Consider the following 25,286-nt stretch of genomic DNA (forward strand, 5'->3'; position numbering starts at 1 on the left):
GGACTAGTCGCGGGGCCCGACCTTCACCGTCTCGCCCCGGGGCGTCTCGCGGGGGACCGCGCTCTCCGCGCCGGTCCCCCGCCCCGGGAACGCGCGCGGGGCCGCCGCCGAGGCGAAGGCGATCAGCGCCAGGGCGACCAGGGCCGTCGCGGTGCCGGTCGGGCCCAGTTCGAACAGGCGGCCCACCGCGGTGCCTCCGGCGAAGGCGAGCAGGCCCGAGAAGAACGCCCGTACGCCCAGGTAAGCCCCGTAGCGTGTCGGCGGGGCGAGCCGGGCGATCGAGTGGAACACCGCCGGTTGCAGCATGCCGCCGCCGAACCCGTGCAGCACGGCCACCGCGACCAGGCCCGCCAGGTGGCCGCCCGCCCCGGTCGCCAGCAGCAGGTAGCCGGCCCCGACGAACAGCATCCCGGCGCGCAGCATGGCGGGCCGTTCGGCGCGGCTTCCCACCGCGCACCACGGCTGGAGCGCCGCCGAGACCGCCGCGAGCACGCAGGAGAACACGGTGACCGCGCCCGCGTCCGCGCCGCCGAGCGGCACCACCACCGCCGCCTGGTCCGCCATCAGCATCGTGGGCATCGACACCACCGCGAACCACATGAAGACCCGGTCCCGCAGCGCCGTGCGCACCCCGGCGACGACCCCGCCCCCGGCCGGGGCGCGCGGGACCTGCCGGACCAGCGAGAACAGGAACGCCGCGGTCGCCCACAGCCCGGCCGAGGCCGCCGCCACCAGCCAGTACCCGACGTTCAGCAGCGCCAGCCCCAGCAGCGGCGCGACCACCGCCGAGATCTGCAACGTGATCGTGTACGCGGCGTACCCGCGGGCGCGCCGCCGCTCGGCGACCCCGGCCAGCAGCGACTGCGCCGCCGGGTGGAACAGCGCCCCGCCGGTGCCCAGCAGCACCGCCGCGACGACCAGTCCGGCCGTGGAGGACACGGTGCCGAGCAGCGCGAACCCGACGGCCCGCAGCGCGCACGCCAGCACGCCCGTCCGCACCGGGTTCAGCACGTCCGCCAGCGCGCCGACCGGCAGGAACAGCGCGTACTGCACGAGGTTCCGCAGCGCCAGCACCAGGCCGATCAGCCCGGCGGCCAGCCCCAGGTCGTCCCTGAGGTGCACGACGACGTGCGCCATCGCCGCGAAGTAGCCCATCGAGGCGGCCGCCTGGACCGCGACGACCACGGCGACCGTGTGGCGGTCGCCCCGGCCCGGGACGTCGGCGCTCATGGGGCGGGCGCGCCCGGCCGGAGGCGGGGGACCCGAGGGGGAGCTGCGGTCATGCGCAGAGGACACCAGAGGGGCCCGGCGGGCGTCCAATATCGGCAGGGGCCGCGCAGCGATATCCGGTCCGGTATCGCCGCAGGACGGAAGGGTTCTTTCCGGTGGTTCTTGTGGCGGGGGAAACACCCGTGGCAGGGTCGGTGCATGCCCGCGACCGCGTTCCCGCCCATGGCAGCCGACTCCCGCGTCACGCCGTGGAAGCCGACCGCGTGACCGGCCCCTCGGGGCCGTCGTGCCCGTGGAGGAGGGTGCGGACCTCCCCGGTCTCCGGCGCGTTCAGCCGCTGGAAGATCCGCAGGGCCTCGGTCCAGCGCTCCCGCGCGGCGTCGGCGTCGCCCAGGTCGTGCAGCGCCCGGCCGAGCACGCGCAGCGCCTGCGCGTGGCCCCACGCGTAGCCGACCTCGCCGGTGACCGCCACCGCGTCGGCGGCGACCCGCGCCGCCTCGGCGGGGCTGCCGAGGGCCAGCAGCGCCGCCGCCGCCCGGACCATCGTCAGCCCCTCCCACTGCCGGTTGCGGCCGCCCCGGAACACCCGCAGCGCCTCGCCGCACCGGGCGACCGCCTCGGCGGGACGGCCGACGCCCTCCAGCACCACGGCCGACTGGTAGAGGGCGTAGCCGATGCGGCTGCCGCTGCCGAGCGCGCGGTGCAGGGACAGCCCGCGCTCGGCGGCGGCGACGGCCTCGGCGGCGCGGCCCGCGCCCAGCAGCGGGCGGCCCAGCCCGGCCCAGATGTTGGCCTCGCCGTACCGGTCGCCGATCTTCCGGAACGCCGCCAGCGCCGCCTCCTTGTGCCGCACCGCCTCCGCCGGGCGGCCCGCCATCAGCGCGCACGCGCCGAGCCGCCCCAGGGCGTCGCCGACCGTCCACACGTCGCCGGTCTCGCGGCCCCGGCGCAGCGCCGTCCGGCACACCGCGGCGGCGTCGGCGATCCGGTCGGCGTAGAAGTAGACCCAGCCGAGCTGGAGGTGCGCGCGGCCCTCCGACCGCAGGTCCCGCCGCTCCCACGCCGCGTCGATCACCGCGTAGGCGGCCTGCTCGCACTCGTGCCGGTACAGCCCCGAGTCGACCAGCGCGTCGGTCATCAGCAGCAGGTCGGCGGCCGGGGGCAGCAGCGACCGGTCGGCGTCCCGCGCCGCCTGCGCGATCGCGGCGAACAGCGTGTCGGCCTCGGTGAACAGCCAGTCGCGGGCGGCCCGCTGGTCGGCGAACCCCAGGCCCCGGCCGCGGGGCGGCAGCGTGTTGAGGGCGCGGCCGTCGCCGGGGTTGAGCGTCAGGTGCGCGTCGCGGGCGGTGGCCAGGCAGAAGTGCAGCAGGCGGCGCAGCGCGGCGGCGCGTTCGGCGGCGGGCTCGTCGGCGGCGGCGCGGCCCCGCGCGTACAGCCGGACCAGGTCGTGGTAGCGGTAGCGGCCCGCGGTGGGGGAGCGCAGCAGGCTCACGTCGACCAGCGACTCGCACAGCTCCTCGGCGTCGAACGCGTCGGTCCCCAGCAGCGCGGCGGCGGCCTCCCGGGACACCGACGGGCCGTCGGCCAGCGCCAGCAGCCGGAACGCGCGCCGCTGCCGGTCGTCGAGCTGCCGGTAGGCCAGCCGGAACACCGCCTCCACGGCTAGGTCGGCGACGCGCAGCTCGGCGAGCCGCCGGTCCTCGTCGTCGAGCCGCCGCAGCAGCGACGCCACCGTCCACGACGGCCGGGCGGCCAGCCGCGCCGCGACGATCCGCACCGCCAGCGGCAGGTGCCCGCACACCTCCAGCAGCTCGGCGGCGGCGCCGGGCTCGGCGCCGGTCCGGGCGTCGCCGACGATCCGGGTGAGCAGGGCCAGGGACTCGGCGGGCTCCATCGCGTCCAGGTCGATGAACCGGGCCGCGTCCAGCCCGCCGAGCTTGGCCCGGCTGGTGACCAGCACGGCGCAGCCGGGGTCGCCGGGCAGCAGCGGGCGGACCTGCTCGGCGTCGCGGGCGTTGTCGAGCAGGACCAGCACGCGGCGTCCGGCCAGGCGGGTGCGGTACAGCGCGGCGCGTTCGGCCAGCCCGTCGGGGACGGCGTCCCGCGCCACCCCCAGCGCCTGGAGGAACGACCCCAGCACCGTCCGGGGCTCGGCCGGGTCGCCGCCCGCGCCGTGCAGGTCGACATAGAGCTGCCCGTCGGGGTGGTCGCCGCGCACCCGGTGCGCCACGTGCAGGGCCAGCGCGGTCTTGCCGACGCCGCCCGCGCCCGCGACCGCGCAGATCGGCAGGGCGCGGCGGGGGCGGGCGCGCAGCGCCGCGCACAGGGCGCCGACCTGTTCCGCGCGGCCGGTGAAGTCGGCCACGTCGCCGGGGAGCTGCGCGGGCCGCGCCGCCGTGGGCGCGGGCGCCCCGGGGCCGCCGGGGGAGACCAGCACCCGCGCGTGGATCCCGCTGAGCTCGGGTCCGGGCTCGATGCCCAGCTCCTCGGCCAGGACGCGGCGGGCGTCGTCGTAGACGGCCAGCGCCTCGGCCTGGCGGCCCGACCGCGACAGCGCCAGCATCAGCAGCCCGCGCGGCCGTTCCCGCAGCGGGTGCTCGGCCACCAGCGCCGACAGCTCGGCGACGATCTCGGCGTGGTCCCCCAGCTCCAGGTCCAGGGCGAACCGGCGGTCCAGCGCGGTGAGCCGCCGCTCGGCCAGCCGGGCGCGCTGCGTCTCGGCGAACGGCCCCGGCACCCCGGCCAGCGGCTCGCCCCGCCACCGGCCCAGCGCCGTCCGCAGCAGCTCGCGCGCCCCCGCCGGGTCCCCCGCGGCGCGGGCGGCCTCGGCGGCGGCGAGGTCGCGTTCGAAGTCGGCGGCGTCCAGGGCGCCGTCGGGCAGCCGCAGCGCGTACCCGCCGCCGACCGTGACCAGGACCCGCGCGGCGTCGCCGGAGCCCCGGCCCGGCTCCAGCAGGCGGCGCAGCCGGGAGACGTAGGTGCGCAGCGCGCCTACCGCCCGCGCCGGGGGATCGTCACCCCACAGGGCGTCGACCAGTTCCGGCGCGGAGGCGGCCCGGCCCTCGCGCAGCAGCAGCGCGGCGAGCAGCGCGCGCTGCTGGGGCGGGCCGAGGTCGAGCTCGTCCGCGCCGCACCGGCCGCGTACCGGTCCCAGCACTGTGAACCGCAGGTCCGCTAGCCGATCGTCCATCGGTGACCACCATAAAGGTCCGTTTCATAAGGAAGAATCGCCCCGTGACGAATGCACCGTTCCTCCGCTTCGCCGTGCTCGGCCCCGTGCGCGCCTGGCGGAACGGGGAGCCGTCGCCGGAGGAACTGGCGCTGGGCGGACCCCAGCAGCGGGCGCTGCTGGCGGCGCTGCTCCTCCGTTCCGGACGCGCCGTGCCGATCGACGCGCTGGTGGCGGCGGTGTGGGGGAGGAGCCCCCGGCGCGGGCGGTCGGAACGCTACGCACCTATGTGTCCCGGTTGCGCCGGGTTCTGGAGAACGACCGGACCCGGCCAGCGGTCCTGCGGTCGGCCGGCGACGGCTACCGGCTGGACGTCCCCGACGGCGCGCTGGACCTGACCGGGTTCGACCGGCGCGTGGCCGAGGCGGCGCGGCTGACGGCGGGCGGCCGGTCGCGCGCCGACCTGGACGCGGCGCGGCTGCTGCTGACCGAGGCCCTGGAGCTGTGGAGCGGCGATCCCCTGGCCGGGCTGCCCGGCCCGTTCGCCGAGACGCAGCGCTCCCGGCTCGCCGAACGCCGCCTGGCCGCCCGGCGGTCCCGCCTGGAGATCGACCTGGAGCTGGGCCGGTATGCCGAGGCCGTCGCCGAGCTGACCGCGCTGACGGCCGAGCATCCGCTGCGCGAGGACCTGCACGGGCTGCTGATGCTGGCGCTGTCCCGCGACGGGCGGCAGGCCGAGGCGCTGGCGGCCTACGCCGCGCTGCACCGCACGCTCCGTTCCGAACTGGGCGCCGATCCCGGCCCCGAACTGCGACGGTTGCACGCCCGGCTGCTCGCGGGCGGCCCGGCCCCGGCTCCGTCCGGACCCGACCCCGACCCCGTGACGCGGCCCGCGTCGCTGCCCGCCGACCTGGCCGACTTCACCGGCCGCGCCGACCTGGTCGCCCGCCTCACCGCCCGCCTCACCGCGCCGCCCGGCGCCGCCCCCACCGTGATCGCGCTGTTTGGCGCGGGCGGCGTCGGCAAGACCGCGCTGGCCGTCCACGTGGCGCACCGGGTGCGCGGCGACCACCCCGACGGGCAGCTCTATGTCGACCTGCACGGCGCGGGCGGCGACCCGGCCGAGCCCGTCGCCGTGCTGGGCGAGTTCCTGCGGGCGCTCGGCGTGCCCGACGCCGCCCTGCCCGAGAGCGAGGCCGAACGCGCCGCGCTGTACCGCACCCGCCTGGCCGGGCGCCGCGTGCTGGTCCTGCTCGACAACGCCCGCGACGCCGAGCAGGTCCGCCCGCTGCTGCCCGGCGACCCCGGCTGCGCCGTGCTGGTCACCGGCCGCGCCCCCACCGTCGGACCGGCCGGGGCGTGGTCGGTGCCGCTGCGGGCGTTCGCGGCGGACGAGGCGTCCGCGCTGTTCACCGGCATCGTCGGGGAGGAACGCGCCGCCGCCGAGCCCGCCGCCGTCGCCGAGGTCCTGCGGCTGTGCGGGCACCTGCCGCTGGCGGTGCGGATCGTCGCCGCCCGGCTGGCCGCCCGTCCCGGCTGGACGTCGGGATCGGTCTCGGAGGGGTGGGCGCTCATGGTGGGCCCCTACCCACTGGGCGCCGACCAATGATCTTTTCGCGGGCTACCGGCCGGTGGCGCGGGTGGAGGCGCGGACGACCAGCTCGCCCGGCAGGGTGCGGGGCTCGGGGCGGGTGCCGTTCAGCAGGGTGAGCAGGGAGCGCATCCCCTCGGCGCCCAGCTCCTCGGCCGGGAGCCGGACGGTGGTCAGCTCCGGTTCCAGGGCCGTGGCCAGCAGGACGTCGTCCATCCCGGTCACCGACAGGTCCGCGGGCACCTCCAGGCCCCGGGCGCGCGCGGCCTTGTACGCCCCCGCCGCCATCAGGTCGTCGTCGCAGACCAGCGCGGTCGGGCGGGCGGCGGGGTCCGGCGCGGCGTCCAGCAGGCGTCCCGCCGCGTCCTTGGCCTCGGTGATGTCGAGGGCCCCGGCCGCGCGGGCCAGCGTGCCGCCGGCCTCGGCCACCGCGGCGGCGAGCGCGGCGTGGCGGGTGTGGAACGTCCACTGGTGCACCGTCGCGGCCACGTGCCCGAACCGGCGGTGCCCCAGCCCCGCCAGATGCGCGACCAGCGCCCGCATACCGTCGGCGACGCCGAAGTTCACGGTGGGGAACCGGCCGCCGGGGTCGCTGTCGAGCATCACCACGGGGGTGCCGTGGAAGCGTTCGACGACCTCCTCGGGCATCGACGACGCCAGGATGCCGTCGATCGCCTCGTGCGGGGTGGCGAACGGGCTGTCGGCCGGTCCCGCGTCGTCGGGCCAGGGGTAGACCACGACGCCGAGGCCGTGCCGGGCCGCCTCGCGCGCCGCGCCCGCGTAGACCGACCCGAAGAACGGGGCGGTGAGCGTGGGGACCATGAGCATCACGGTGCGGGTGGTGCCGAGGCGCAGGCTGCGGGCCGCCGGGTTGGGGCGGTAGCCGAGGCGTTCGGCGGCGGCCTGGACGGTGGCGACGGTCGCGGGCGACACCCGGCCCGCCCACTTGCCGCCGAGGACGAGGGAGACGGTGGACTGCGAGACGCCCGCCTCGTGGGCCACGTCCCGGCTGGTGGGGCGGCTGGTCGCGGTCACCCGGTGCTCTTCCTCACGGAGACAACGGTAGAACGCACCGCCCGAGAGGTGGTACGTATGACGGGAACAGTAATACGTATGACTGACTGATGGCGGGAGCGGAATGCGGACCTATGTCGAGTTCCTGAGACTGCGCCACGCCGGGCGGCTGCTCGGCGGGACGCTGCTGGGCCGGCTGCCCAACGGCATGGGGATGCTCGCCGTCATCCTCCACGTGCGGGCCGAGGGCGGCGGCTATCCGCTCGCCGGAACGCTCGGCGCGATCCTCGGCCTGGCCATGGCGGCCGGGCAGCCGGTGCTGGGCCGGGCCATGGACCGGTACGGCCAGCGGTGGGTGCTGCTGCCCTCGGCCGTGGTGTCGGGGCTCGGGTTCGCGCTGCTGGCGCTGGTCGGGTCCGGGCCGATGCCGGTCACGGTCGCGGCGGTGCTGGTCGCCGGGCTCGCCACCCCGCCGCTGGAGGCCGGGCTGCGGGCGCTGTGGCCGCTGGTGCTGCCCGGCCGGGAGCAGGTCCAGGCGGCCTACGCGCTGGACGCCGCCGCGCAGGAGATCCTGTTCACCGTCGGCCCGCTGCTGGTGGCCGCCGCCGCGCTGGTGAACACCGAGGCCGCGCTGCTGCTGACCGGCGCGCTCGGCGTCGCCGGAACGCTCGTGGTGGTCACCTCGGGGCCGTCGCGGTCCTGGCGCGGCGAGCCGAGGACGGCCGACTGGGCCGGGCCGCTGCGCTCGCCCGGCCTGTGCGCGCTGCTGCTGTCGCTGAGCCTGGCGGGCATCGCGCTGGGGGTGTACGCGGTCGCCTCGACCGCCTACGCCGAACGCCTGCACAGCGACGTCGCGCACAGCGTGCTGATGGCCGCGATGTCGGCCGGGGCCCTGGCCGGCGGCCTGGTGTACGGGGCGCGGGAGTGGCCGGGCGAGCACCACCGGCGGCTGCCGTGGCTGCTGGCCGCGCTGGCGCTGGGCTACCTGCCGCTGGTGTGGGCCCCGGCGCTGCCGGTCATGACGGTGCTGGCGTTCGTCAGCGGCGTGTTCCTGGCCCCCGTGCTGGCGTGCAGCTTCTCGCTGGTGGACCGGCTGGCCCCGGTGGGGACGGTGACCGAGGCGTTCGCGTGGGTCGTGGCGGCGATCGGCGCGGGCGGGGCGGTCGGCTCGTTCGTGTCCGGGTTCGGGCAGGAGCTGGCGGGCGTGCCCGGCGCGTTCGCCGGGGCCGGGCTCGGCGGCGTGCTGGCCCTGCTGGTCTGCCTCCTGGGCGCGCGTGCCCTCCGCCCCGGTGTCCCCGCCGCGCGGGAGGCCGCTACCGTAGGAACATGAACGGCCGGGGGGTATCGCGGAGCGCGGTCCTCCTGCTGCTCGGGTTCGGGCTGCTGCTGGGACTGCTGGCGATGCACGGGCTGTCGGCGTCGCCGTCCCCGGTCCACGTCGCCGAACCCGTCCTGGCCACCCACCACGGCCTCGGGCACCACGGCGAGCCCGTCACCCACGGGTTCGCGGCGGGCGACGGGGTGGCCGGTCACCTGACGGGCTGCGAGAGCGGCGCGGTCTGCTTCGCGCTGCTGGGCGGCGTGCTGCTGCTGGCGTTCGGCGTGCCGCGGCTCGTCGGGGTCCTGCCGGTGCCGCGCACGTCGCCGTGGAACGCGGCCCGGTGGCGCGGACCGCCGCGCTCCCGGCCCCCCGATCTGTACCGACTCTCGGTGTTGCGGCTGTGACAGGCCGGTGACCGGGCGCCATCGCGGGATGGCGCCGGTCGCCTCGGCATGCCCACACGACCGTGACGACCAGGGAGAGAACCAGTGAACGGCAAGCTCGCGGCGGTGCTGACCGCCGTTGCGATCGGCACGGCGGCCTGCGGCGGAGGGGGAGGGACGGCGCGCGACGCCCACAGCCCCTCGTCCGCCCCGGCCGCCACGCAGGCGGCGGGGAAGTACAACGCGCAGGACGTGATGTTCGCGCAGATGATGATCCCCCACCACCGGCAGGCGGTGGAGATGTCCGACATCGTGCTGAAGGGCTCGACCGATCCCGAGATCAGGAAGCTCGCCGAGCAGATCAGGAAGGCCCAGGGGCCCGAGATCGAGACGATGACGGGCTGGCTGCGCGAGTGGGGCGCGCCCCTCCCCGACGACAGGGCCCCGGCGACCGGCCACGGAGGGCACGAGGGCCACGGCGGGATGGCCGGGATGATGACGGCCGCGCAGATGGCGGAGTTCCGCCGCCTCAAGGGGCGGGAGCTGGACCGGCGCTTCCTCACGATGATGATCGAGCACCACGAGGGCGCGGTCACCATGGCGAAGGACGAGCAGGCCAAGGGCTCCCACCCGGCCGCGAAGACGATGGCCGGTGAGATCGTCCGCACCCAGCAGCAGGAGATCACCGAGATGCGGGGACTGCTGAAGAGGTAGGGGCCGCGCGGGCCCCGTCCGGCTCCGGGCGGGGCCCGCCGTCCGCTAGATCCAGGAGGACAGCCAGATGCGGGCGTTCCACTCCTCGTAGGTCATCACCTTGGCGGCCAGCACCGGGTAGAAGTAGGCGAAGTTCGCCAGCACCACGAGGAGGTACGCGCCCGCGATGGACGCGCCGACCAGGCGGCGCGGGGCGGCGTTCGGCAGCGCGGAGGGCAGGGGGCGCCCCGCCTCGCCGGTCCGCAGTGCCAGGTGCGCGGGCGCGTGCGCCCGCGCCGGTCCGATCAGGTAGCCCAGCACCAGCACCACCGCCATCGCCATGAACGGGATCAGCGGCGTGGCGTAGAACAGGAACATCGTCCGGTCGGCGAACGCCGACGGGAACCAGCTCAGCCAGCCCGCCGCGAACCCCAGCAGGATCGCGCCGGCCCGCCAGTCCCGCACCAGCAGCCAGATCAGCGCGCAGACCACCAGCGCGACCAGCGCGCCCCACCACAGCGCGGGCGTGCCGATCCCCAGGATCTCGCGGGAGCAGCGGGCCGCGCCGCACTCGCCCTTGGGCTCGTTGTAGAAGAACGCCACCGGCCGCCGCAGCACCGGCCAGTCCCACGGCCACGACTGGTAGTCGTGCTTGGCGTCCAGACCGTTGTGGAACTTCAGCATCTCGGAGTGGTAGCGCCACAGCCGGGGCAGCGCCTCGAACGGCCGCCACAGCGGGTTCGAGGAGGCCTCGCCGCGCCCCCAGCCGCCCGGCCGGAAGATCCAGCCCCACCAGGTCGCCAGGTAGGTGACGACCCCGACGATCACGAGCTGCGCGAACGCCAGCGGCGACTCCAGCGCCAGCGTCCCGGCCAGCGGCCGGCGGACCCCGGCGGCGCGCCGCGCCCCGAAGTCCCAGAACACGGTTATCAGCCCGAACGCCGCCACATAGAAGATCCCGGTCCACTTGGTGGCGCACGCCATCCCCAGGCAGACCCCGGCGGCGATCCGCCACCAGTGCGGCAGGAACGGCCCGTAGGACGACCCGCCGTCCGCCAGCCGGTCGGCGAGCTGCCCCCGCGACCGGTCCCGGTCGGCGACCAGGCACGCGAAACCCGCCAGCACCCAGAACATCACGAAGACGTCCAGCAGAGCGGTCCGGCTGGTCACGAACGCCAGCCCGTCCACCGCCAGCAGCAGGCCCGCCGCGCAGCCCAGCAGCGTCGAGCCGGTCATCCGGCGGGCGACCCGGCACAGGATCAGCACCGCCAGCGTCCCGGCGAGCGCGGGCATGAACCGCCAGCCGAACGGCGTCGCCCCGAACATCCACTCCCCGACGGCGATCATCCACTTGCCCGCCGGGGGATGTGCGACGAACGAGGCCCCGTCCCCCCAGATGTCGGCCTTCGGATCGTTGATGAGGACCTTGTCGGCGTTCTTGACGGTGTTGTGCTCCCAGCCGAACTTCAGCAGGGCCCAGGCGTCCTTGGCGTAGTAGGTCTCGTCGAAGACCACGGCGTGTGGATTGGCCAGCCGGTCGAACCGCAGCACCCCGGCGAACAGGGTGACCAGCAGCGGTCCGAGCCATCCCCACAGGGGGTTGCCCGGGATCGGCGGGGCGAGCCACTCGCGCGGGGTCGGCGGCCGCGACCGCCGGCCGAGATCGTGGTCCGGCGCGAAATCCGTCATCGCCATCCCGCCATCGTAAGGCCGGAGCGGGGCGGTGGCCGGACGCGGGCGGGCCGGGCGGGACAATGGAGGGGTGACGGGGAACTCTGCGGACACCAAGGAAACCGGCGGGCCCACCGGGACGCTGCTGCTGGGCGCGGCGCCGATCGGGCGGGTCGACGACGCCTCGCCGCGCCTGCGGGCGGCGCTGGCGGCGGCCCCGGTCATCGCGGCCGAGGACACCCGGCGGCTGCGGCGGCTGGCCGGCGACCTGGGCGTCGAGCTCACCGGCCGGATCGTGTCCTACCACGACCAGAACGAGAAGGCGCGCTCGGCGGAGCTGCTGGAGGAGCTGCTGGCGGGCCGCGACGTCCTGGTGGTGACCGACGCGGGCATGCCGGGGGTGTCCGACCCCGGGTACCGGCTGGTGGTGGCCGCCGTGGCGGAGGACGTCCCGGTGCGGGTGCTGCCGGGCCCGTCCGCCGTGACCACCGCGTTGATCATGTCGGGGCTGCCCACCGACCGGTTCTGCTTCGAGGGCTTCCCGCCCCGCAAGCCCGGCGAGCGCGCCCGCCGCCTGGCCGAGCTGGCGGGCGAGCCCCGCACGATGGTGTTCTTCGAGTCGCCGCGCCGCCTGGCCGCGACGCTGGCGGCGATGGCCGAGGCGTTCGGCGGCGACCGGCCCGCCGCCGTGTGCCGCGAGCTCACCAAGACCTACGAGGAGGTCCGCCGGGGGCCGCTGGCCGGGCTGGCCGAGTGGGCCGCGCCCGGCGTCCTCGGCGAGATCACGCTGGTGGTCGGCGGCGCGCCCGCCCGCGCGGGCCTGACCGACCCCGCCGACCTGGCCGCCGCCGTCGCCGCCCGCGAGGGCGCCGGAACGCCCCGCAAGCAGGCCATCAGCGAGATCGCCAAGGAGAACGGCGTCCCCAAGCGGACCGTCTACGACGCCGTGGTGGCGGCGCGGGGGGACTCCCGGTAAGGGAGCGGGCCGCAACCGGCCGGGCGTCGGCAGCGCGTTCGGGTGCCGTCGGCGGACTGTCGGAACGGCGCCCGCCGGAGCACACTGGAAGGGAACGCGATGAGGCGTTCCCGAGGAGGTGGGGGCTGTGCGAAACGCATGGTCAGACCACGAGGTGTGGATCTACGAGTGCCTGCGCTGCGGCGCCACCTGGGAAGAGGGGTTCGACGTCCGGCACGTCGACGACGGGCACGGCGGCGAGGCCGTGGCCTACGCCCACGGCGGGCACCCGTGCACGACGCCCTGGACCGACCACCCGTGCTGCGAGTGCCACAGCGGCAACGTCAAGGCGTTCTCGGCGCCGTGGCGCAAGAGCGGGCGGGTGCCGGAGCAGCGGCCCGACAGCGGCCTGGAGACGGTGATCCACCTGAGGCGCATCCACGCCTGGTAGACCGCCGTCCCCGGCCGCCGCGCGGGGTCAGCCCGCCGAGCCGGCCGCGGGGGCGGGGACCTTCGGATCGGCGACGACGTCCTCCAGGGAGGGCACCGGCGTCGCCTCCGGCGCTGCCCTGCCCCCGCGGCGGAGCGCCGCGAAGCGGGCCCGCGCCTCCGGGCCGAACGCGATCGCCGCCGCCAGGCAGGCCAGCGGCACGGCCGGCAGCACGTAGCGGTAGTCGAACTCCGCCGTCGCCGCCGGGGCCAGCAGTAGGCCCGTCGCCAGGGACCACGGCAGGAACGCCAGGCCGCCGAGGCGCCGCCACATCGCCACCATGCCCGCCAGCCCGACCAGCAGGATGAGGCCGAGCAGGGAGCCGCGCAGGTACACGTGGTCCTGGTAGACGCGGATGACACCGGCGAACGGCTGGTTGAGCTTGGTGCGGGCGTCGCCGTCCTCGTAGAGGTTGGCCTCCTGGCGGGCGGTGCCGCCGCCCATCTGCCACTCCGGCAGCGGCGCGGACCGGCGGCCGAACTCGTACTGCGAGTAGGTCGCCGGGTCCGGGAACACCGTGCGCTTCCACTGGAAGACGCGGAGGAAGTCGTGCGCGACGACCTTCAGGAAGTCGCCGGGCTGGGAGAGGATCGCGCGCCGGGCGAAGTCGTTGGCGATCTTGTTCTTCTCGGGGCTGAACCGCTGGCCGGTATAGCGGTTGAGGGGGGAGGCGGCGTTCCAGATGCCGTCCTGGGAGTTGGGCTGGCGGCTGCCGCCGACCGCCTCGGTGCACAGCGGCATCTCCTGGACGGGGATGTCCTTCATCTTGTGGCAGTCGGCGAACTTGTAGGTCCGGGCGTACAGGAAGATCCCGTTGCTCTCGGTGATCGCGAACTTGCCGCGCTCGGCCTTGTACCAGCCCATGTAGCCCACCACCGGCAGCAGGCTGGCGGCCAGCAGCACCGCCAGGACGCGCCAGTCGGTGCGGCGGATCAGCAGGAACACCAGCACGCCGAGCAGCACCGGCAGGCCCACCGAGCGGGTCAGCCAGGCGAACCCGATCAGCAGGCCCACCGCGGCGCCGACCTTCCAGGTGGTCCGCTCGTGCCACAGCAGCACCGTGACGGCCGTCACCGCCAGGAACGTGAACATGGTGTCCGACAGCACCAGGTGCTCCAGCTGGATCTGGTAGCCGTCCAGCAGGACCGGGGCCGCCGCCAGCGTCGCGCCCCAGCCGGGGAGCCCGAACCGGTGGCGCAGCAGGGCGTAGATCATCACGCCCATCGCCAGGCCCATGAGGTGCTGGACGAACGCCACCAGCGCGAAGCTGTGGAGCGGCTCCAGCGCCTGCAACAGGAACGAGTAGCCGTTCGGGCGCAGCTGGTGGGGCTGCGGCTTCACCGCGACGTGCAGGTAGTCGAAGCTGTCGTTGAAGAACATGACGGGCGCGTAGCCCACCATCGCCACGAGCCGCAGCAGCGCGGCTATGGCCAGGATCACAGTGAAGGCCGGATTGCGGCGTATCAGCGGCCCCAGCGCGGACACGCGGACACGTCCGCGCAGCCCTGACACAGCCACGATTCCCCCTCTGGTCACTCGCGCCACTCTGTTCTTCCGGTCAAGACGTACGGGATGGCCCGCCGTTTCCACGGCCGGCTGCGCGTCCGCCGGCCCCTGCGTGGGCTCACTCTGCTCGGCGCACGTCACAGCAGAACCACCCCTTCCAGGCTGAGGTGCCCGTATGCTAGACGTCCTAGCCTGCCGCCCGTGACCCTGGCGGAGGGGGACAATGCGTTGCAAGTGCGCAACATGACACGCTTCCCGCGCATGCGGGACCGGTCCCACGATGAGATGAGTCGAAAATACCGCAGACGGTCACCAGCGGTAACGAAGGAGATCGCGTGGAACTCTCCGTAGTGATGCCATGCCTGAACGAGGCCGAGACGGTCGCGACATGCGTCCAGAAGACGGTTCGGTTTCTTGAGGAGAACGGCATCGACGGCGAGGTCGTCATCGCCGACAACGGCAGCACCGACGGCAGCCAGCAGCTCGCCCGCGAGGCGGGCGCGCGGGTGGTGCCGGTTGCCGACAAGGGGTACGGCAACGCCCTGATGGGCGGCATCCGCGCCGCCCGCGGCAAGTACGTGGCGATGGGCGACTGCGACGACTCCTATGACTTCGCCACGCTCGGCCCGTTCCTGGAGGACCTGCGGGACGGCGCCGACCTGGTGATGGGCAACCGCTTCAAGGGCGGCATCGCCCCCGGCGCCATGCCGGCGCTGCACCGCTACCTGGGCAACCCGGTGCTGTCGTTCGTCGGGCGGCTGTTCTTCGGCAGCAAGATCGGCGACTTCCACTGCGGGCTGCGCGCCTTCAACAAGGAGTCGATCCTGCGGCTGGGCCTCCAGACCGGGGGCATGGAGTTCGCCTCCGAGATGGTGGTGAAGGCCACGCTCGCCAAGTACGACATCCGCGAGCGGCCGACCACGCTGTCGCCCGACGGCCGGTCCCGGCCGCCGCACCTGAACACCTGGCGTGACGGCTGGCGTCATCTGCGCTTCCTCATGCTCTACAGCCCCCGCTGGCTGTTCTTCATCCCCGGTCTGATCTTTATGACGCTCGGACTGGTCGCCGGGATCGCGCTGTCGTTCGGTCCGGTCCGCATCGGCGAGGTCGCGTTCGACGTCGACACCCTGGTGGGCGCCGGCGCGGCGCTGGTGATCGGCTTCCAGGCGGTGCTGTTCGCGCTGCTCACCAAGGTCTACGCCATGCACGAGGGCTTCCTGCCACCCGACAGCCGGGTCAAGAAGCTGGTCGAGTGGTGGAGCCTGGAGCGCGGTCTGGTGCTCGGCGGCCTGCTGGCCCTGGCGGGCCTGGCCGGGCTGGTCGCCTCGCTGATGCACTGGCGCGTCAACAGCTTCGGCGAGCTGGACCCGCGGCACTCGCTGCGCATGGTCGTCCCGGCCGCCGTCGCGCTGATGATGAGCTTCCAGGCGATCTTCGCCTCGCTGTTCGTGTCGATCCTGGGCATCCGCCGCCGCCAGCACCCGCCGATGGTGGACGCCGCCGACGAGGCCGCCAACGTGGTGGACGCCGCCGCGGAGAAGGTCGCGGTGGAGCGGCAGGCCGCCGGTAGGACCGCTGAGGCCGCGGCCGAGAAGGCCGAGACCAGGACCGAGGGCTGATCGTCCCCTCGTTCCACGTCCGGAGCCCTCCGCCCTCGCCGGGCGGGGGGCTTCGTGGTGCCCGCCGTCCATCACGGCGATCATCTCACGGGGCGTGACGCCTCCGTTCCACGGCGTTGCGCCACCTGAGAAGTTACTGACTCTTTCCTCCCCGGTTTCGTCCCGCCGGGTGGGCTGTGACACGCTGAGGTGGCGATGAGAATCCCGTTCACGGTGATCGGCCAGGGCACCCCCCAGCACCGATGACGACGCATCCACCCCTGCGCCCGGACACGCGTGCGGAGCGTCGGGCGACCCCCGGACCCGACGTCGCCGCCCCCCCGAGACGACGGCGGACGCTGCTGGTCCTGCTGGCCTACCTGGCGCAGGTCGCGGTCCGGCTGGTCGCCTCCGCCGGGCAGACCATGCCGGTGGCCACCCCCGACGAGACCGGCTACCTGTTCGCCGCCCGCGTGCTGAGCGGCGGCCCCGCCGCGGACCTGTCCTACGGGACGGTCTACCGGGGCGGCTACCCGCTGCTGCTGACGCCCGCCCACTGGCTGTCGGACGACCCGCAGACGGTCTACCGCCTCATCCAGGCCGAGAACGCGCTGATCAGCGCGTTGATGCTGCCGCTGGCGCTGGTGCTGCTGCGCCGCTGCGGGCTGGACCGGCGGGCGGCGTTCCTGGTCGGGAACGCCACCGCGCTGCTGACCGGCGTGGTGTTCTTCGCCGAGTTCGCCCTCACCGACGCGGTGCTGCCGGTCGTGGTGCTGGGCTGGCTGCTGCTGGTCCACTCGTGGCTGACGGCCGGCGCGCGGGCCACCGCGTCGCCCGCGCGGGTGGCGCTGTACGGGGCGGGCGCGTCGGCGCTGGCGGCCTACTCCTATGTCTGCCACACGCGCGGCGTGATCCTGCTGGTGGTCCAGGCGGCGCTGGTGCTGACGGCGGCGGTGGCCCGCTGGCGGAGCCGGGGCGAGGCGGCGTCGGCGGCGGCGGTGCTGGCGGGCGTCGCGCTCGCCGGGACGCGCCTGAACCACTCGCTGCTGCCCGTGATGTACCCCAACGGCGACAACGACCTCGGCGGCAACCTGCTGCAACGGCTGACCTCCCTGGACGGCTGGGGCTGGACGCTGTCGCTGGCGACCGGCCAGGTCTGGTACCAGCTCGCCGCGACCGGCGGGCTCGCCGGGATCGGGCTGGTCGCGCTGGCGATGCTGGCGCTGCGCCGGGACGCGCCCGGACGGCTGCGGGCCCTGGCGCTGGCGGTGGTCGCGGTGGTCGCGGGCATCGCGCTGGCGACCTCGGCGGCCCTGCCCGACGAGCAGCGCGTCGGCAACTACGCCTACGGCCGCTACCTGGCGTGCGTGACGCCCGTGCTGTTCGCGGTGGGCTGCGCGGTGCTGCTGCGGCTTCCCCGCCGGGCGGCGGCGTGGGCGGCGGCGCTGTCGGCGGCCCTGCTGGCAGGGTCGGCGGTCGTGGTGGGCTGGCACGCCGGGGACCGGCTGGCCCGCTACACCTTCACGCCCTACGACTTCCCGGAGATCTCGTTCCTGACCTGGGACTGGACGGCGTTCCGGCTGGAGCGGGCGACGCTGGCGGGCCTGGTGCTGCTGGGGCTGGCGATGCTGGCGTCCCGGCTGCGGGGGCTGGCCACGGTGACGTTGACGGCCCTGTGCGCGCTGGTCAGCACCGGCATGATCGCGACGGCCAACGAGCGCGTCGGCGCGCCCCTGGTCCGCGAGTACACCGCCGCCACCGACGTCCGTTCCATCGCCGGCCCCGCCACCACGCCGGTCGTCGCGGTGGACGGCGACATCTCCTGGCGGCTGAGGCTGCCGCTGTACTACTGGCTCAACTGGACCGCCACGATCGGCTTCGACGGCGACCACGCCCCGCCCCGCGAGGCCGACCTGGTGCTGGTCTACTGGAACGGCAAGACCCCCGCCGAGTCCACCTGGAAGGGCGGCGCGCCCCCCGGATGGCGGATCGTGGACCGCCGCACGTCCCCCAACGACGGCTGGGTCGCCTGGCGGCGCTCGGGCTGAGCTGTGTTTCAAAAGCCCTGGCCTTCGGCTTCGGGCCCGCGGGTCAGGTCACGCGCTCGCGTGCGTGGCTGAGGCCACTGTGCAACAGGCCCGGCCCCGACCGGGGCCTGGTTCACGGGGTCCGGTTCAGCCGCGGGCGGGCGGGTCCCAGAGGCCGAGGACGCCGTCGGAGGACTCCCAGCGCAGCCGCCATCCCGCCGCCTCGGGGCTCCAGCCGAACAGGACCTGCGACTCCTGGCCGCGCCAGCGGGTGTAGAGCATCGGGCCGTCGGACTTCGGGACCGTCGTGGTGGTGTCGTGCGCGAAGTCGTTGATCCGGCCGTTCCACACCGGCTCGCCCCACGGGGTGCGGACGTAGAAGGTGAGGGTCTGCGCGAGCCGCCGGTCGGCGACGATCTCGCGGATGTCGTCGCCGTTCCCGGCCGCCAGCCAGCCGCGCAGCTCGCTCCAGGCGGAGTCGCGGGCCAGCCCGGGAACGGACCGGACCGACGCCACGGTGTACGCGGCGCCCGCGACCAGGGTCGCCGCGGCCAGCACGGCCGTCGCCGCCGGCATCCACCGGCGCGCCAGCAGGATCACCGCGCCGAACCCGCCCGCCAGCAGCGCCGGGAACACCGCGAACCAGTACCGCGGCAGCCAGCCGCGCAGCGAGATGTCGTTGGGGTCCAGCACCCCGGAGAACAGCGTCAGCGGCACCGCCAGCGCCGCGAACCACACCAGGCACAGCGCCAGCCGCCGGTCGCGGGTCACCAGCCAGCCCACCACGGTCAGCGCCAGCAGCCCCACGAAGACCCAGCCGAGCGGATGCCAGTCGCCCATGGCCCGCAGGAACGACCGCGCCGCCAGCCCGCGCGTGACGTAGTCGCGGGACTTGCCGCCGTGCTCGGCCGCCGACACTATCCCGGCCAGCGGCGTCCCCCACACGATCGTGTTGTGGACGAGGCTGACGGCCAGGACGCCCAGCATGGGCAGGCCGACGGTGACGTTGCGCCGCCACGGCACGCCGAGGATCGCCAGGTAGGCGGGGATCACCAGGAACAGGAACGCCAGGAACTCCCGCACCAGGAACGCCGACGCCAGCAGCAGCCCGGCGGTCACCAGCCAGCGGGTCTGGGCCCGGCCCTCCCGCCGCGACGCCACCACCAGCGCCGCCATCCCGAACGCGAACAGCCCCGCGCCCGGCATGTCCGGCAGCATCACCCCGGCCGACCAGGTGATCTCCTTCTCGAACGGGTTGGTCAGCGTGAAGAACGGGTGGACGATCAGCAGCAGCGCCGCCAGCACGCCGGCCACGTCCCCGAACAGCGACCGCACCACCAGGTAGCAGCCCACGAAGAACAGGCATCCGCCGGCCGCCGCGACGGTGAAGTAGGCGATCTGCCCGTCGCCCAGCACCTCCTGCGCCAGCCGGGCGGGCAGCACCAGCCCGATCCGGGTGACCTGGTGCGGCACCTCCACGAACGGCCACGCGTCCAGCGGGATGTGCGGCCAGTCGCGGGCGGCCAGCCACACGTAGTAGGGGTCGAAGTACAGCGGCGGCACCATGGTGATCCACTGCGCGAGCACCGCGCACGCCCCGACCAGGGCCGACAGCAGCGCCACGCGGCGGCGCCGGGCCGCCGCGCGGGGGCGCGCGGGGGCGTCGGGACGCCGGAGGACCCGCGGCCCGTTCCGGACCGTCTCCGCGCCGTGCACCATTCCCGCTCCGCTCCCTGCCCCGCCCGAACGACCGCCGCTGAGCAGGTTATCCACAACGGGGGCCTTCGGGTGCATGAGGTGGCCTCGATCCCTCTACTCTTGACTGCATGTCCTCGTCAAGCCGTCACATCCTGACCGCGCCCGCCTGGCCGTACGCCAACGGGCCCCGCCACATCGGGCACGTCTCCGGTTTCGCTCTGCCCAGCGACATGTTCAGCCGGTACCAGCGGATGGCGGGCAACCAGGTCCTGATGGTCAGCGGCACCGACGAGCACGGCACCCCCATCCAGGTCCAGGCCGACAAGGAGGGCGTGACGGCCCGCGAGCTGGCCGACCGCTACAACCGCGTGATCGCCGAGGACCTGCTGGGCCTCGGCATGTCCTACGACCTGTTCACCCGCACCACCACCCGCAACCACTACGCGGTGGTGCAGGAGCTCTTCAAGGGCCTGTACGACAACGGCTACGTCTTCCCGAAGACCACGATGGGCGCGATCTCGCCGTCCACCGGCCGCACGCTGCCCGACCGCTACATCGAGGGCACCTGCCCGATCTGCGGCTACGACGGCGCGCGCGGCGACCAGTGTGACAACTGCGGCAACCAGCTCGACCCGGTCGACCTGATCAACCCGGTCTCGCGGATCAACGGCGAGACGCCGAAGTTCGTCGAGACCGAGCACTTCATGCTGGACCTGCCCGCGTTCACCGACGTGCTGGCGACCTGGCTGAAGTCCAAGCAGGGCCAGTGGCGGCCCAACGTGCTGAAGTTCGCCCTCAACCTGCTCGACGACATGCAGCCGCGCGCGATCTCCCGCGACCTGGACTGGGGCGTGCCGATCCCGCTGGACGGCTGGCGCGACAACCCCGCCAAGAAGCTGTACGTGTGGTTCGACGCGGTGATCGGGTACTTCTCGGCGTCGGTGGAGTGGGCGCGGCGCTCGGGCGACCCGGAGGCCTGGCGCGCCTGGTGGCAGGACCCCAAGGCCCTGGCCTACTACTTCATGGGCAAGGACAACATCGTCTTCCACGCCGAGATCTGGCCCGCGATGCTGCTGGGCTACAACGGCAGGGGCGACCGGGGCGGCGAGGCGGGCTCGCTCGGCGAGCTGAACCTGCCGACCGAGGTCGTGTCCTCGGAGTTCCTGACGATGGAGGGCCGCAAGTTCTCCTCCTCGCGCCAGGTCGTGATCTACGTCAAGGACTTCCTGGAGCGCTACGACGTCGACGCGCTGCGCTACTACATCGCGATCGCCGGCCCGGAGAACAACGACACCGACTTCACCTGGGCCGAGTTCGTCCGCCGCAACAACGACGAGCTGGTCGCCGCCTGGGGCAACCTGGTCAACCGCTCGATCAACATGGCCGCCAAGAACTTCGGCGCCATCCCCGAGCCGGGCGAGCTGACCGACGCCGACCGGGCGCTGCTGGAGCGCAGCCGGAACGCGTTCGGGGCGGTGGGGGCCGAGCTGGAGCGCTCGCGCTTCAAGAACGGCATCACCGAGGCCCTGGACGTGGTCCGTGACGCCAACCGCTACCTGTCGGACCAGGCCCCCTGGAAGCTCAAGGACGACCCCGGGCGCGTCCAGTCGATCCTGTACACGGCCCTGCAGGTGGTGGACGACGCCAAGTCGCTGCTGACGCCGTTCCTGCCGAACTCCTCGCAGAAGGTCTACGAGATGCTCGGCGGCGAGGGCGAGTGGAGCGGCATGCCGCGCCTGGAGGTCGTGTCGGAGGAGGGCGGCCCGGACTACCCGGTGCTGACCGGCGACTACGCCACCGCCGCCCGCTGGGAGTCCACCCCGATCAAGCCGGGCGTCCCGCTGGCCAAGCCGACCCCGCTGTTCAAGAAGCTGGACCCCTCGGTCGTCGACGAGGAACTGGCCCGCCTGGAGGGCGACAAGTGAGCGAGTCGGAGGGACGCGGCGCCCTCTGGACTGAGGAGCCTGCGACGAGGGAAGAGGGCGCCTTGAGGCGTCCCGTAGGTGAGCGGGAGGCGCTGTGAGCGAACCCGAGGGGGCCGCGCCGCGGCTGTTCCCGCCGCTGCCCGAGGAGCGGCTGCCGGTCGAGGTGTTCGACAGCCACTGCCATCTCGACCTGGTGGAGCTTCCGGTCGCCGAGCAGCTGGCGTCGGCGCGGTCGGTCGGCATCACCAGGATCATCACGATCGGCGTGGACCTGCCGTCCTCCCGGCTGTGCGCGGAGACCGCCGCCGAGTTCGACGACGTGTACGCGGGCGTGGCGATCCACCCCAACGACACCACCGACGTCACCGACGCGGCCCTGGAGGGCATCGCCGAGCTGGCCGGGCGGCCGGAGGTCGTGGCGATCGGCGAGACGGGCCTGGACTACTACCGGGACTGGGCCCCCAAGGAGGACCAGCACCGCTCGTTCCGCGCCCACATCGAGATCGCCAAGCGGACGGGCAAGGCCCTGGTGATCCACGACCGGGACGCCCACGACGACGTCCTGCGCGTCCTGGAGGAGGAGGGGGCCCCCGACAAGGTGGTGTTCCACTGCTTCTCCGGGGACGCGGGGATGGCCGGGGTCTGCGCGGAGCGGGGCTATGTGATGAGCTTCGCGGGCAACGTGACGTTCAAGAACGCCCAGCCGCTCCGCGACGCCCTGAAGATCGCCCCGCTGGAGCTGGTCCTGGTGGAGACCGACGCGCCGTTCCTGACGCCGATCCCGCACCGGGGCAAGCCGAACGCCTCCTACCTGATCCCGCACACGGTGCGGTTCATGGCGGAGGTGAAGGGCGTGGAGGTCGCCGAGCTCTGCGAGGCGATCGCCGCGACGGGCCGCCGGATCTTCGGCATCTGAGCCCCGGCGGCCGGCCCCGGCGCGGCGCACTTGCGCCGTCGGGGTGGCGGGGGAAGGGGTCGGGACTCTAGGGTCTGGCGGGTCGAAGGGCAATCCCCCCTGCCCGCCAGAAGGAGCTTACGGTGCGTCGTTCCCCCGCGATGTCGCTTGTCGTGCTGCCCCTGTTGCTCGCCGCCGCGTGCGGCGGGTCCGAGGCCACCGGGCAGAAGAAGTCCGCCGCCCCGCTCGCCGACGCGCCGCGGGCCACCACGCCCGCGCCGCGCGAGGTCACCGTGGTGCTGGACGGCAGGAAGCGCAGGATCTCCACCACGAGCGCGACGGTCCAGGAGGCGCTGTCCCAGGCCGGGATCACGCTCGGCGAGCACGATCTGGTGACCCCGCCGCGCACGGCCCCCCTCACGGACGTGATCAAGGTGGTGCGGCTGCTGTCGGCCCCGAGGACCAAGGTCGTGAAGCTGCCGCCGCAGACGGTCCGCCGCAAGGACGCCAAGCTGCCGCCCTTCACCGAGAAGGAGGTCCGCAAGGGGCGTCCCGGCGTGAAGATCCTCCAGGTCGCGTGGGTGCGGCGGGGCGGCAAGAAGGTGCAGACCGTCCTCTCCCAGAAGATCAAGAGCAGGCCGGTCGCGCGGATCGTCGCGGTCGGGCCGCAGGGCGCGTCGGTGGGGTCGGTCGCCAACCTCAACTGGAACGGCCTGGCCAAGTGCGAGTCGGGCAACAACCCCCGGGCCGTGAACCCCGCCGGGTACTACGGGCTGTACCAGTTCTCGCTGCCGTCCTGGCAGAGCGTCGGCGGGTCGGGCAAGCCCTCCGAGGCCAGCCCCGCCGAGCAGACCTACCGGGCGCAGATGCTCTACAAGAAGGTGAACGGCCGCTGGCAGGGCCAGTGGCCGCACTGCGGGAAGTTCCTGTTCTCCTGACACCCGCCCCGGCGCGTCCTCATGATCGCGGACCGCGTCCCCCGGCGGTGATGCCGGTCTCCTGGGCGGCGCGCTCGCCCCGACGCGTCAGGCGGCGCGGTCGCGGGGCGGGAGCGGGACGGAGGTGGCCGTCGCCGCCGCGGGGCCCCGCCAGGGGAGGCGGGGCGCCTCCGGCGCTCCCGGCAGCTGCCACACTGGACGGGTGGGGGACACGCAAGCACTGCTCGGACCGGCCGACGTCCGCGAGCTCGCCGCGGCGCTGAACATCCGGCCGACCAAGACGCTCGGCCAGAACTTCGTCATCGACGCCAACACGGTGCGCCGCATCGTGCGGGTCGCCGACGTCGGCCCGGATGACGTGGTCGTGGAGGTCGGGCCGGGGCTCGGTTCGCTGACGCTGGCGCTGCTGCCGGAGGTCCGGCAGGTCACGGCCGTGGAGATCGACCCGCCGCTGGCGGCGGCGCTGCCGGTGACCGTGGCGGCGCGCGCGCCGGAGCTGGCCGACCGCCTGACGGTCGTCCGCGACGACGCGATGCGCGTGGCCGGGCTGCCGGGGCCCGCGCCGACGGCGCTGGTGGCGAACCTGCCCTACAACGTGGCGGTGCCGGTGGTGCTGCACCTGCTGGCGACGTTCCCGTCCCTCACCAAGGCCCTGGTGATGGTGCAGGCGGAGGTCGCCGACCGGATGACCGCGGCCCCCGGCGGCAAGATCTACGGGGTGCCGTCGGTGAAGCTGGCCTGGTACGGCGACGCCCGGCGGGCCGGGCCGGTCGGCCGCGCGGTGTTCTGGCCTGTCCCGAACGTTGATTCCGGCCTGGTCGCGTTCCGCAGGGGCGTGCCGCCGGAGACGACCGCCTCCCGCGAGGAGGTGTTCGCGGTGGTGGACGCGGCGTTCGCCCAGCGCCGCAAGACCCTGCGGGCCGCGCTGGCGGGCTGGGCGGGATCGGCGGCGGCGGCCGAGGAGGCGCTGCGCGCGGCCGGGGTGGACCCGAAGATGCGGGGCGAAGCGCTCGACGTGGCCGCCTTCGCCAGGATCGCCCAGTATCGTCCTGGGGGCGCGACTGAATCCGAGTGAGGCGGAGGACCATGGTGCACGGGGGATCCCGGACGGCGGCGCTGTCCCTACGGACGGCCGGGGCGGCACTGGCCGCGCTGACGGCGGCCGGATGCGGCGGCGGAGCGGTCGCCACACCGAAGATCACCACCACGGTCAAGGCCGGGGTCGCGCCCGTGCCGCCCGCCAAGGGCGCCTACTTCGGGGCCTGGGCGCCGACCGTCGAGGACGGCGGGGCCTCCTACCCCAGGCCGTCGGCGTCGCCGCCGGCCGGTGGCGTCCCCGGCCAGAAGCCCGAGAAGGCCGGGACCGAGGGGATGGCCTCCGTGCTCGGGTTCGAACGCCAGCTCGGCCGCAAGCTCGACATCGCCCAGACCTACCACTCCTGGAAGTCGGAGTTCCCCGACGCGACCGACAAGGAGATCCTGGCGGGCGACCGGTACCTGCTGCTGACCTGGGCGGGCGCCGACACCAAGGAGATCGTCTCCGGTAAGCACGACGCGCTGCTGCGCGAGCGCGCCCGCGCCGTCCGGGCCACCGGCAAACCGGTGTTCCTGCGCTGGCAGCGCGGCATGGACACCACCGGCAGGCAGGCCAAGGTCCACTCGCCCGCCGACTTCATCGCCGCCTGGAAGCACGTCCGCGCGGTCTTCGCCGGGGAGCGGGCCGACAACGTCGCCTGGGTGTGGTGCCCCACGGCGGGCGGGTTCAGCCCCGGCACGGCCCAGTCGTTCTACCCCGGCGACGACCAGGTCGACTGGCTCTGCGCCGACGCCCAGCCGGGCTCCACCTACGAGTACCGCGACATCTCCCAGACGCTGGAGATGTTCCTGGAGTGGGCCCGCCAGCGCCCCCGCCCCATCATGATCGCCGAGTTCGGGGTGCCGCAGTCCTACGGCGAACGCCGCGCCGAGTGGCTCCGCAAGGCCGCCCGGACCCTCCAGGACCCGCAGGTCAAGGCCGTCGTCTACTTCAACTCCGACGAGCAGGCCGAGGACCGCCGCGACAAGCGCCGCAGCTACACCGTCAACGGCGACAAGCGCGCGGTGTCGGCGCTGCGGGAGCTGGCGACCGTCCCCTACTTCAACCCCCGCAACCTGCCGGTGACCAGCGGCTAGCCCGGGGCCG

General features: G+C 74.4%; 20 protein-coding genes. 14 read left to right on the forward strand and 6 right to left on the reverse strand.

Annotation, left to right across the window (positions count from 1 at the left end; translation table 11 throughout):
• Positions 1-3: 3 nt before the first annotated feature.
• Complete coding sequence (locus HNR61_RS43425) at positions 4-1,230, reverse strand: MFS transporter (protein ID WP_182848984.1); 1,227 nt, start codon at positions 1,228-1,230, stop codon at positions 4-6.
• Between the two features lie 241 nt (positions 1,231-1,471).
• Positions 1,472-4,420 (reverse strand): AfsR/SARP family transcriptional regulator, encoded by a 2,949-nt coding sequence (locus tag HNR61_RS43430; RefSeq protein WP_182848985.1) that lies wholly within the window; start codon positions 4,418-4,420, stop codon positions 1,472-1,474.
• Between the two features lie 44 nt (positions 4,421-4,464).
• Between HNR61_RS43430 and HNR61_RS47110 the strand changes: the two genes are divergently transcribed.
• Positions 4,465-4,797 (forward strand): AfsR/SARP family transcriptional regulator, encoded by a 333-nt coding sequence (locus tag HNR61_RS47110; protein ID WP_220510494.1) that lies wholly within the window; start codon positions 4,465-4,467, stop codon positions 4,795-4,797.
• Complete coding sequence (locus HNR61_RS43435; protein ID WP_220510495.1) at positions 4,698-6,008, forward strand: AfsR/SARP family transcriptional regulator; 1,311 nt, start codon at positions 4,698-4,700, stop codon at positions 6,006-6,008. The genes HNR61_RS47110 and HNR61_RS43435 overlap by 100 nt, the downstream gene beginning before the upstream one ends.
• A gap of 12 nt (positions 6,009-6,020) precedes the next feature.
• On the opposite strand, the gene HNR61_RS43440 is transcribed toward HNR61_RS43435, so the two are convergent.
• Positions 6,021-7,025 carry a LacI family DNA-binding transcriptional regulator gene (locus HNR61_RS43440; protein ID WP_182848986.1) on the reverse strand — a complete coding sequence of 335 codons (1,005 nt, stop codon included), beginning with the start codon at positions 7,023-7,025 and terminating at the stop codon, positions 6,021-6,023.
• A gap of 103 nt (positions 7,026-7,128) precedes the next feature.
• Here HNR61_RS43440 and HNR61_RS43445 point away from each other — a divergent pair, with 103 nt between their 5' ends.
• The 3 genes from HNR61_RS43445 to HNR61_RS43455 all read left to right on the forward strand — a co-directional run bounded on the left by HNR61_RS43445 (position 7,129) and on the right by HNR61_RS43455 (position 9,422).
• Positions 7,129-8,334: an MFS transporter gene (locus HNR61_RS43445; protein ID WP_182848987.1), complete on the forward strand. Its 1,206-nt coding sequence runs from the start codon at positions 7,129-7,131 to the stop codon at positions 8,332-8,334.
• On the forward strand, positions 8,331-8,729 hold the full coding sequence (locus HNR61_RS43450; RefSeq protein WP_182848988.1) for a DUF6153 family protein: 399 nt from the start codon (positions 8,331-8,333) through the stop codon (positions 8,727-8,729). Before HNR61_RS43445 ends, HNR61_RS43450 begins: the two co-directional genes overlap by 4 nt.
• A gap of 84 nt (positions 8,730-8,813) precedes the next feature.
• On the forward strand, positions 8,814-9,422 hold the full coding sequence (locus HNR61_RS43455; protein WP_182848989.1) for a DUF305 domain-containing protein: 609 nt from the start codon (positions 8,814-8,816) through the stop codon (positions 9,420-9,422).
• Positions 9,423-9,467: 45 nt separating this feature from the next.
• Here HNR61_RS43455 and HNR61_RS43460 read toward each other — a convergent pair whose 3' ends face one another.
• A complete protein-coding gene (locus HNR61_RS43460; protein ID WP_182848990.1) occupies positions 9,468-11,096 on the reverse strand; it encodes a dolichyl-phosphate-mannose--protein mannosyltransferase in 1,629 nt (542 codons plus the stop codon).
• Between the two features lie 67 nt (positions 11,097-11,163).
• Here HNR61_RS43460 and rsmI point away from each other — a divergent pair, with 67 nt between their 5' ends.
• Positions 11,164-12,048, forward strand: a complete 885-nt coding sequence (rsmI, locus tag HNR61_RS43465; RefSeq protein WP_182848991.1) for a 16S rRNA (cytidine(1402)-2'-O)-methyltransferase — start codon at positions 11,164-11,166, stop codon at positions 12,046-12,048.
• A gap of 127 nt (positions 12,049-12,175) precedes the next feature.
• Positions 12,176-12,478 carry a hypothetical protein gene (locus tag HNR61_RS43470; protein ID WP_157420371.1) on the forward strand — a complete coding sequence of 101 codons (303 nt, stop codon included), beginning with the start codon at positions 12,176-12,178 and terminating at the stop codon, positions 12,476-12,478.
• Between the two features lie 27 nt (positions 12,479-12,505).
• Here HNR61_RS43470 and HNR61_RS43475 read toward each other — a convergent pair whose 3' ends face one another.
• Positions 12,506-14,035, reverse strand: coding sequence for a glycosyltransferase family 39 protein (locus HNR61_RS43475; protein WP_312898374.1), 1,530 nt, complete (start codon positions 14,033-14,035; stop codon positions 12,506-12,508).
• A 323-nt stretch (positions 14,036-14,358) separates the two neighbouring features.
• Here HNR61_RS43475 and HNR61_RS43480 point away from each other — a divergent pair, with 323 nt between their 5' ends.
• Together HNR61_RS43480 and HNR61_RS43485 are read left to right on the forward strand one after the other, a co-directional pair.
• Positions 14,359-15,642, forward strand: a complete 1,284-nt coding sequence (locus HNR61_RS43480) for a glycosyltransferase family 2 protein (RefSeq protein WP_312898375.1) — start codon at positions 14,359-14,361, stop codon at positions 15,640-15,642.
• A 242-nt stretch (positions 15,643-15,884) separates the two neighbouring features.
• Positions 15,885-17,669 carry a hypothetical protein gene (locus HNR61_RS43485; protein ID WP_182848992.1) on the forward strand — a complete coding sequence of 595 codons (1,785 nt, stop codon included), beginning with the start codon at positions 15,885-15,887 and terminating at the stop codon, positions 17,667-17,669.
• Positions 17,670-17,795: 126 nt separating this feature from the next.
• Here the strand turns inward: HNR61_RS43485 and HNR61_RS43490 are convergent, their stop codons facing one another.
• On the reverse strand, positions 17,796-19,367 hold the full coding sequence (locus HNR61_RS43490; protein WP_182848993.1) for a glycosyltransferase family 39 protein: 1,572 nt from the start codon (positions 19,365-19,367) through the stop codon (positions 17,796-17,798).
• A 107-nt stretch (positions 19,368-19,474) separates the two neighbouring features.
• On the opposite strand from HNR61_RS43490, the gene metG reads away from it, so the two are divergent.
• The 5 genes from metG (at position 19,475) to HNR61_RS43515 (ending at position 25,276) form a co-directional block, all read left to right on the forward strand.
• Positions 19,475-21,271, forward strand: coding sequence for a methionine--tRNA ligase (metG, locus tag HNR61_RS43495; RefSeq protein ID WP_182848994.1), 1,797 nt, complete (start codon positions 19,475-19,477; stop codon positions 21,269-21,271).
• Positions 21,272-21,365: 94 nt separating this feature from the next.
• The gene (locus HNR61_RS43500) at positions 21,366-22,187 is read left to right on the forward strand and encodes a TatD family hydrolase (RefSeq protein WP_182848995.1); all 822 of its coding nucleotides are present in this window, start codon (positions 21,366-21,368) and stop codon (positions 22,185-22,187) included.
• Between the two features lie 122 nt (positions 22,188-22,309).
• Entirely contained in the window at positions 22,310-23,104 is a 795-nt protein-coding gene (locus tag HNR61_RS43505; protein WP_312898376.1) for a resuscitation-promoting factor, read from the forward strand.
• A 202-nt stretch (positions 23,105-23,306) separates the two neighbouring features.
• Complete coding sequence (rsmA, locus tag HNR61_RS43510; protein ID WP_182848996.1) at positions 23,307-24,179, forward strand: 16S rRNA (adenine(1518)-N(6)/adenine(1519)-N(6))-dimethyltransferase RsmA; 873 nt, start codon at positions 23,307-23,309, stop codon at positions 24,177-24,179.
• Positions 24,180-24,190: 11 nt separating this feature from the next.
• On the forward strand, positions 24,191-25,276 hold the full coding sequence (locus HNR61_RS43515) for a glycoside hydrolase family 26 protein (protein WP_246444972.1): 1,086 nt from the start codon (positions 24,191-24,193) through the stop codon (positions 25,274-25,276).
• Positions 25,277-25,286 lie beyond the last annotated feature (10 nt).

This window comes from Actinomadura kijaniata (genome assembly GCF_014138665.1).
In the GTDB taxonomy this organism is placed as follows: domain Bacteria; phylum Actinomycetota; class Actinomycetes; order Streptosporangiales; family Streptosporangiaceae; genus Spirillospora; species Spirillospora kijaniata.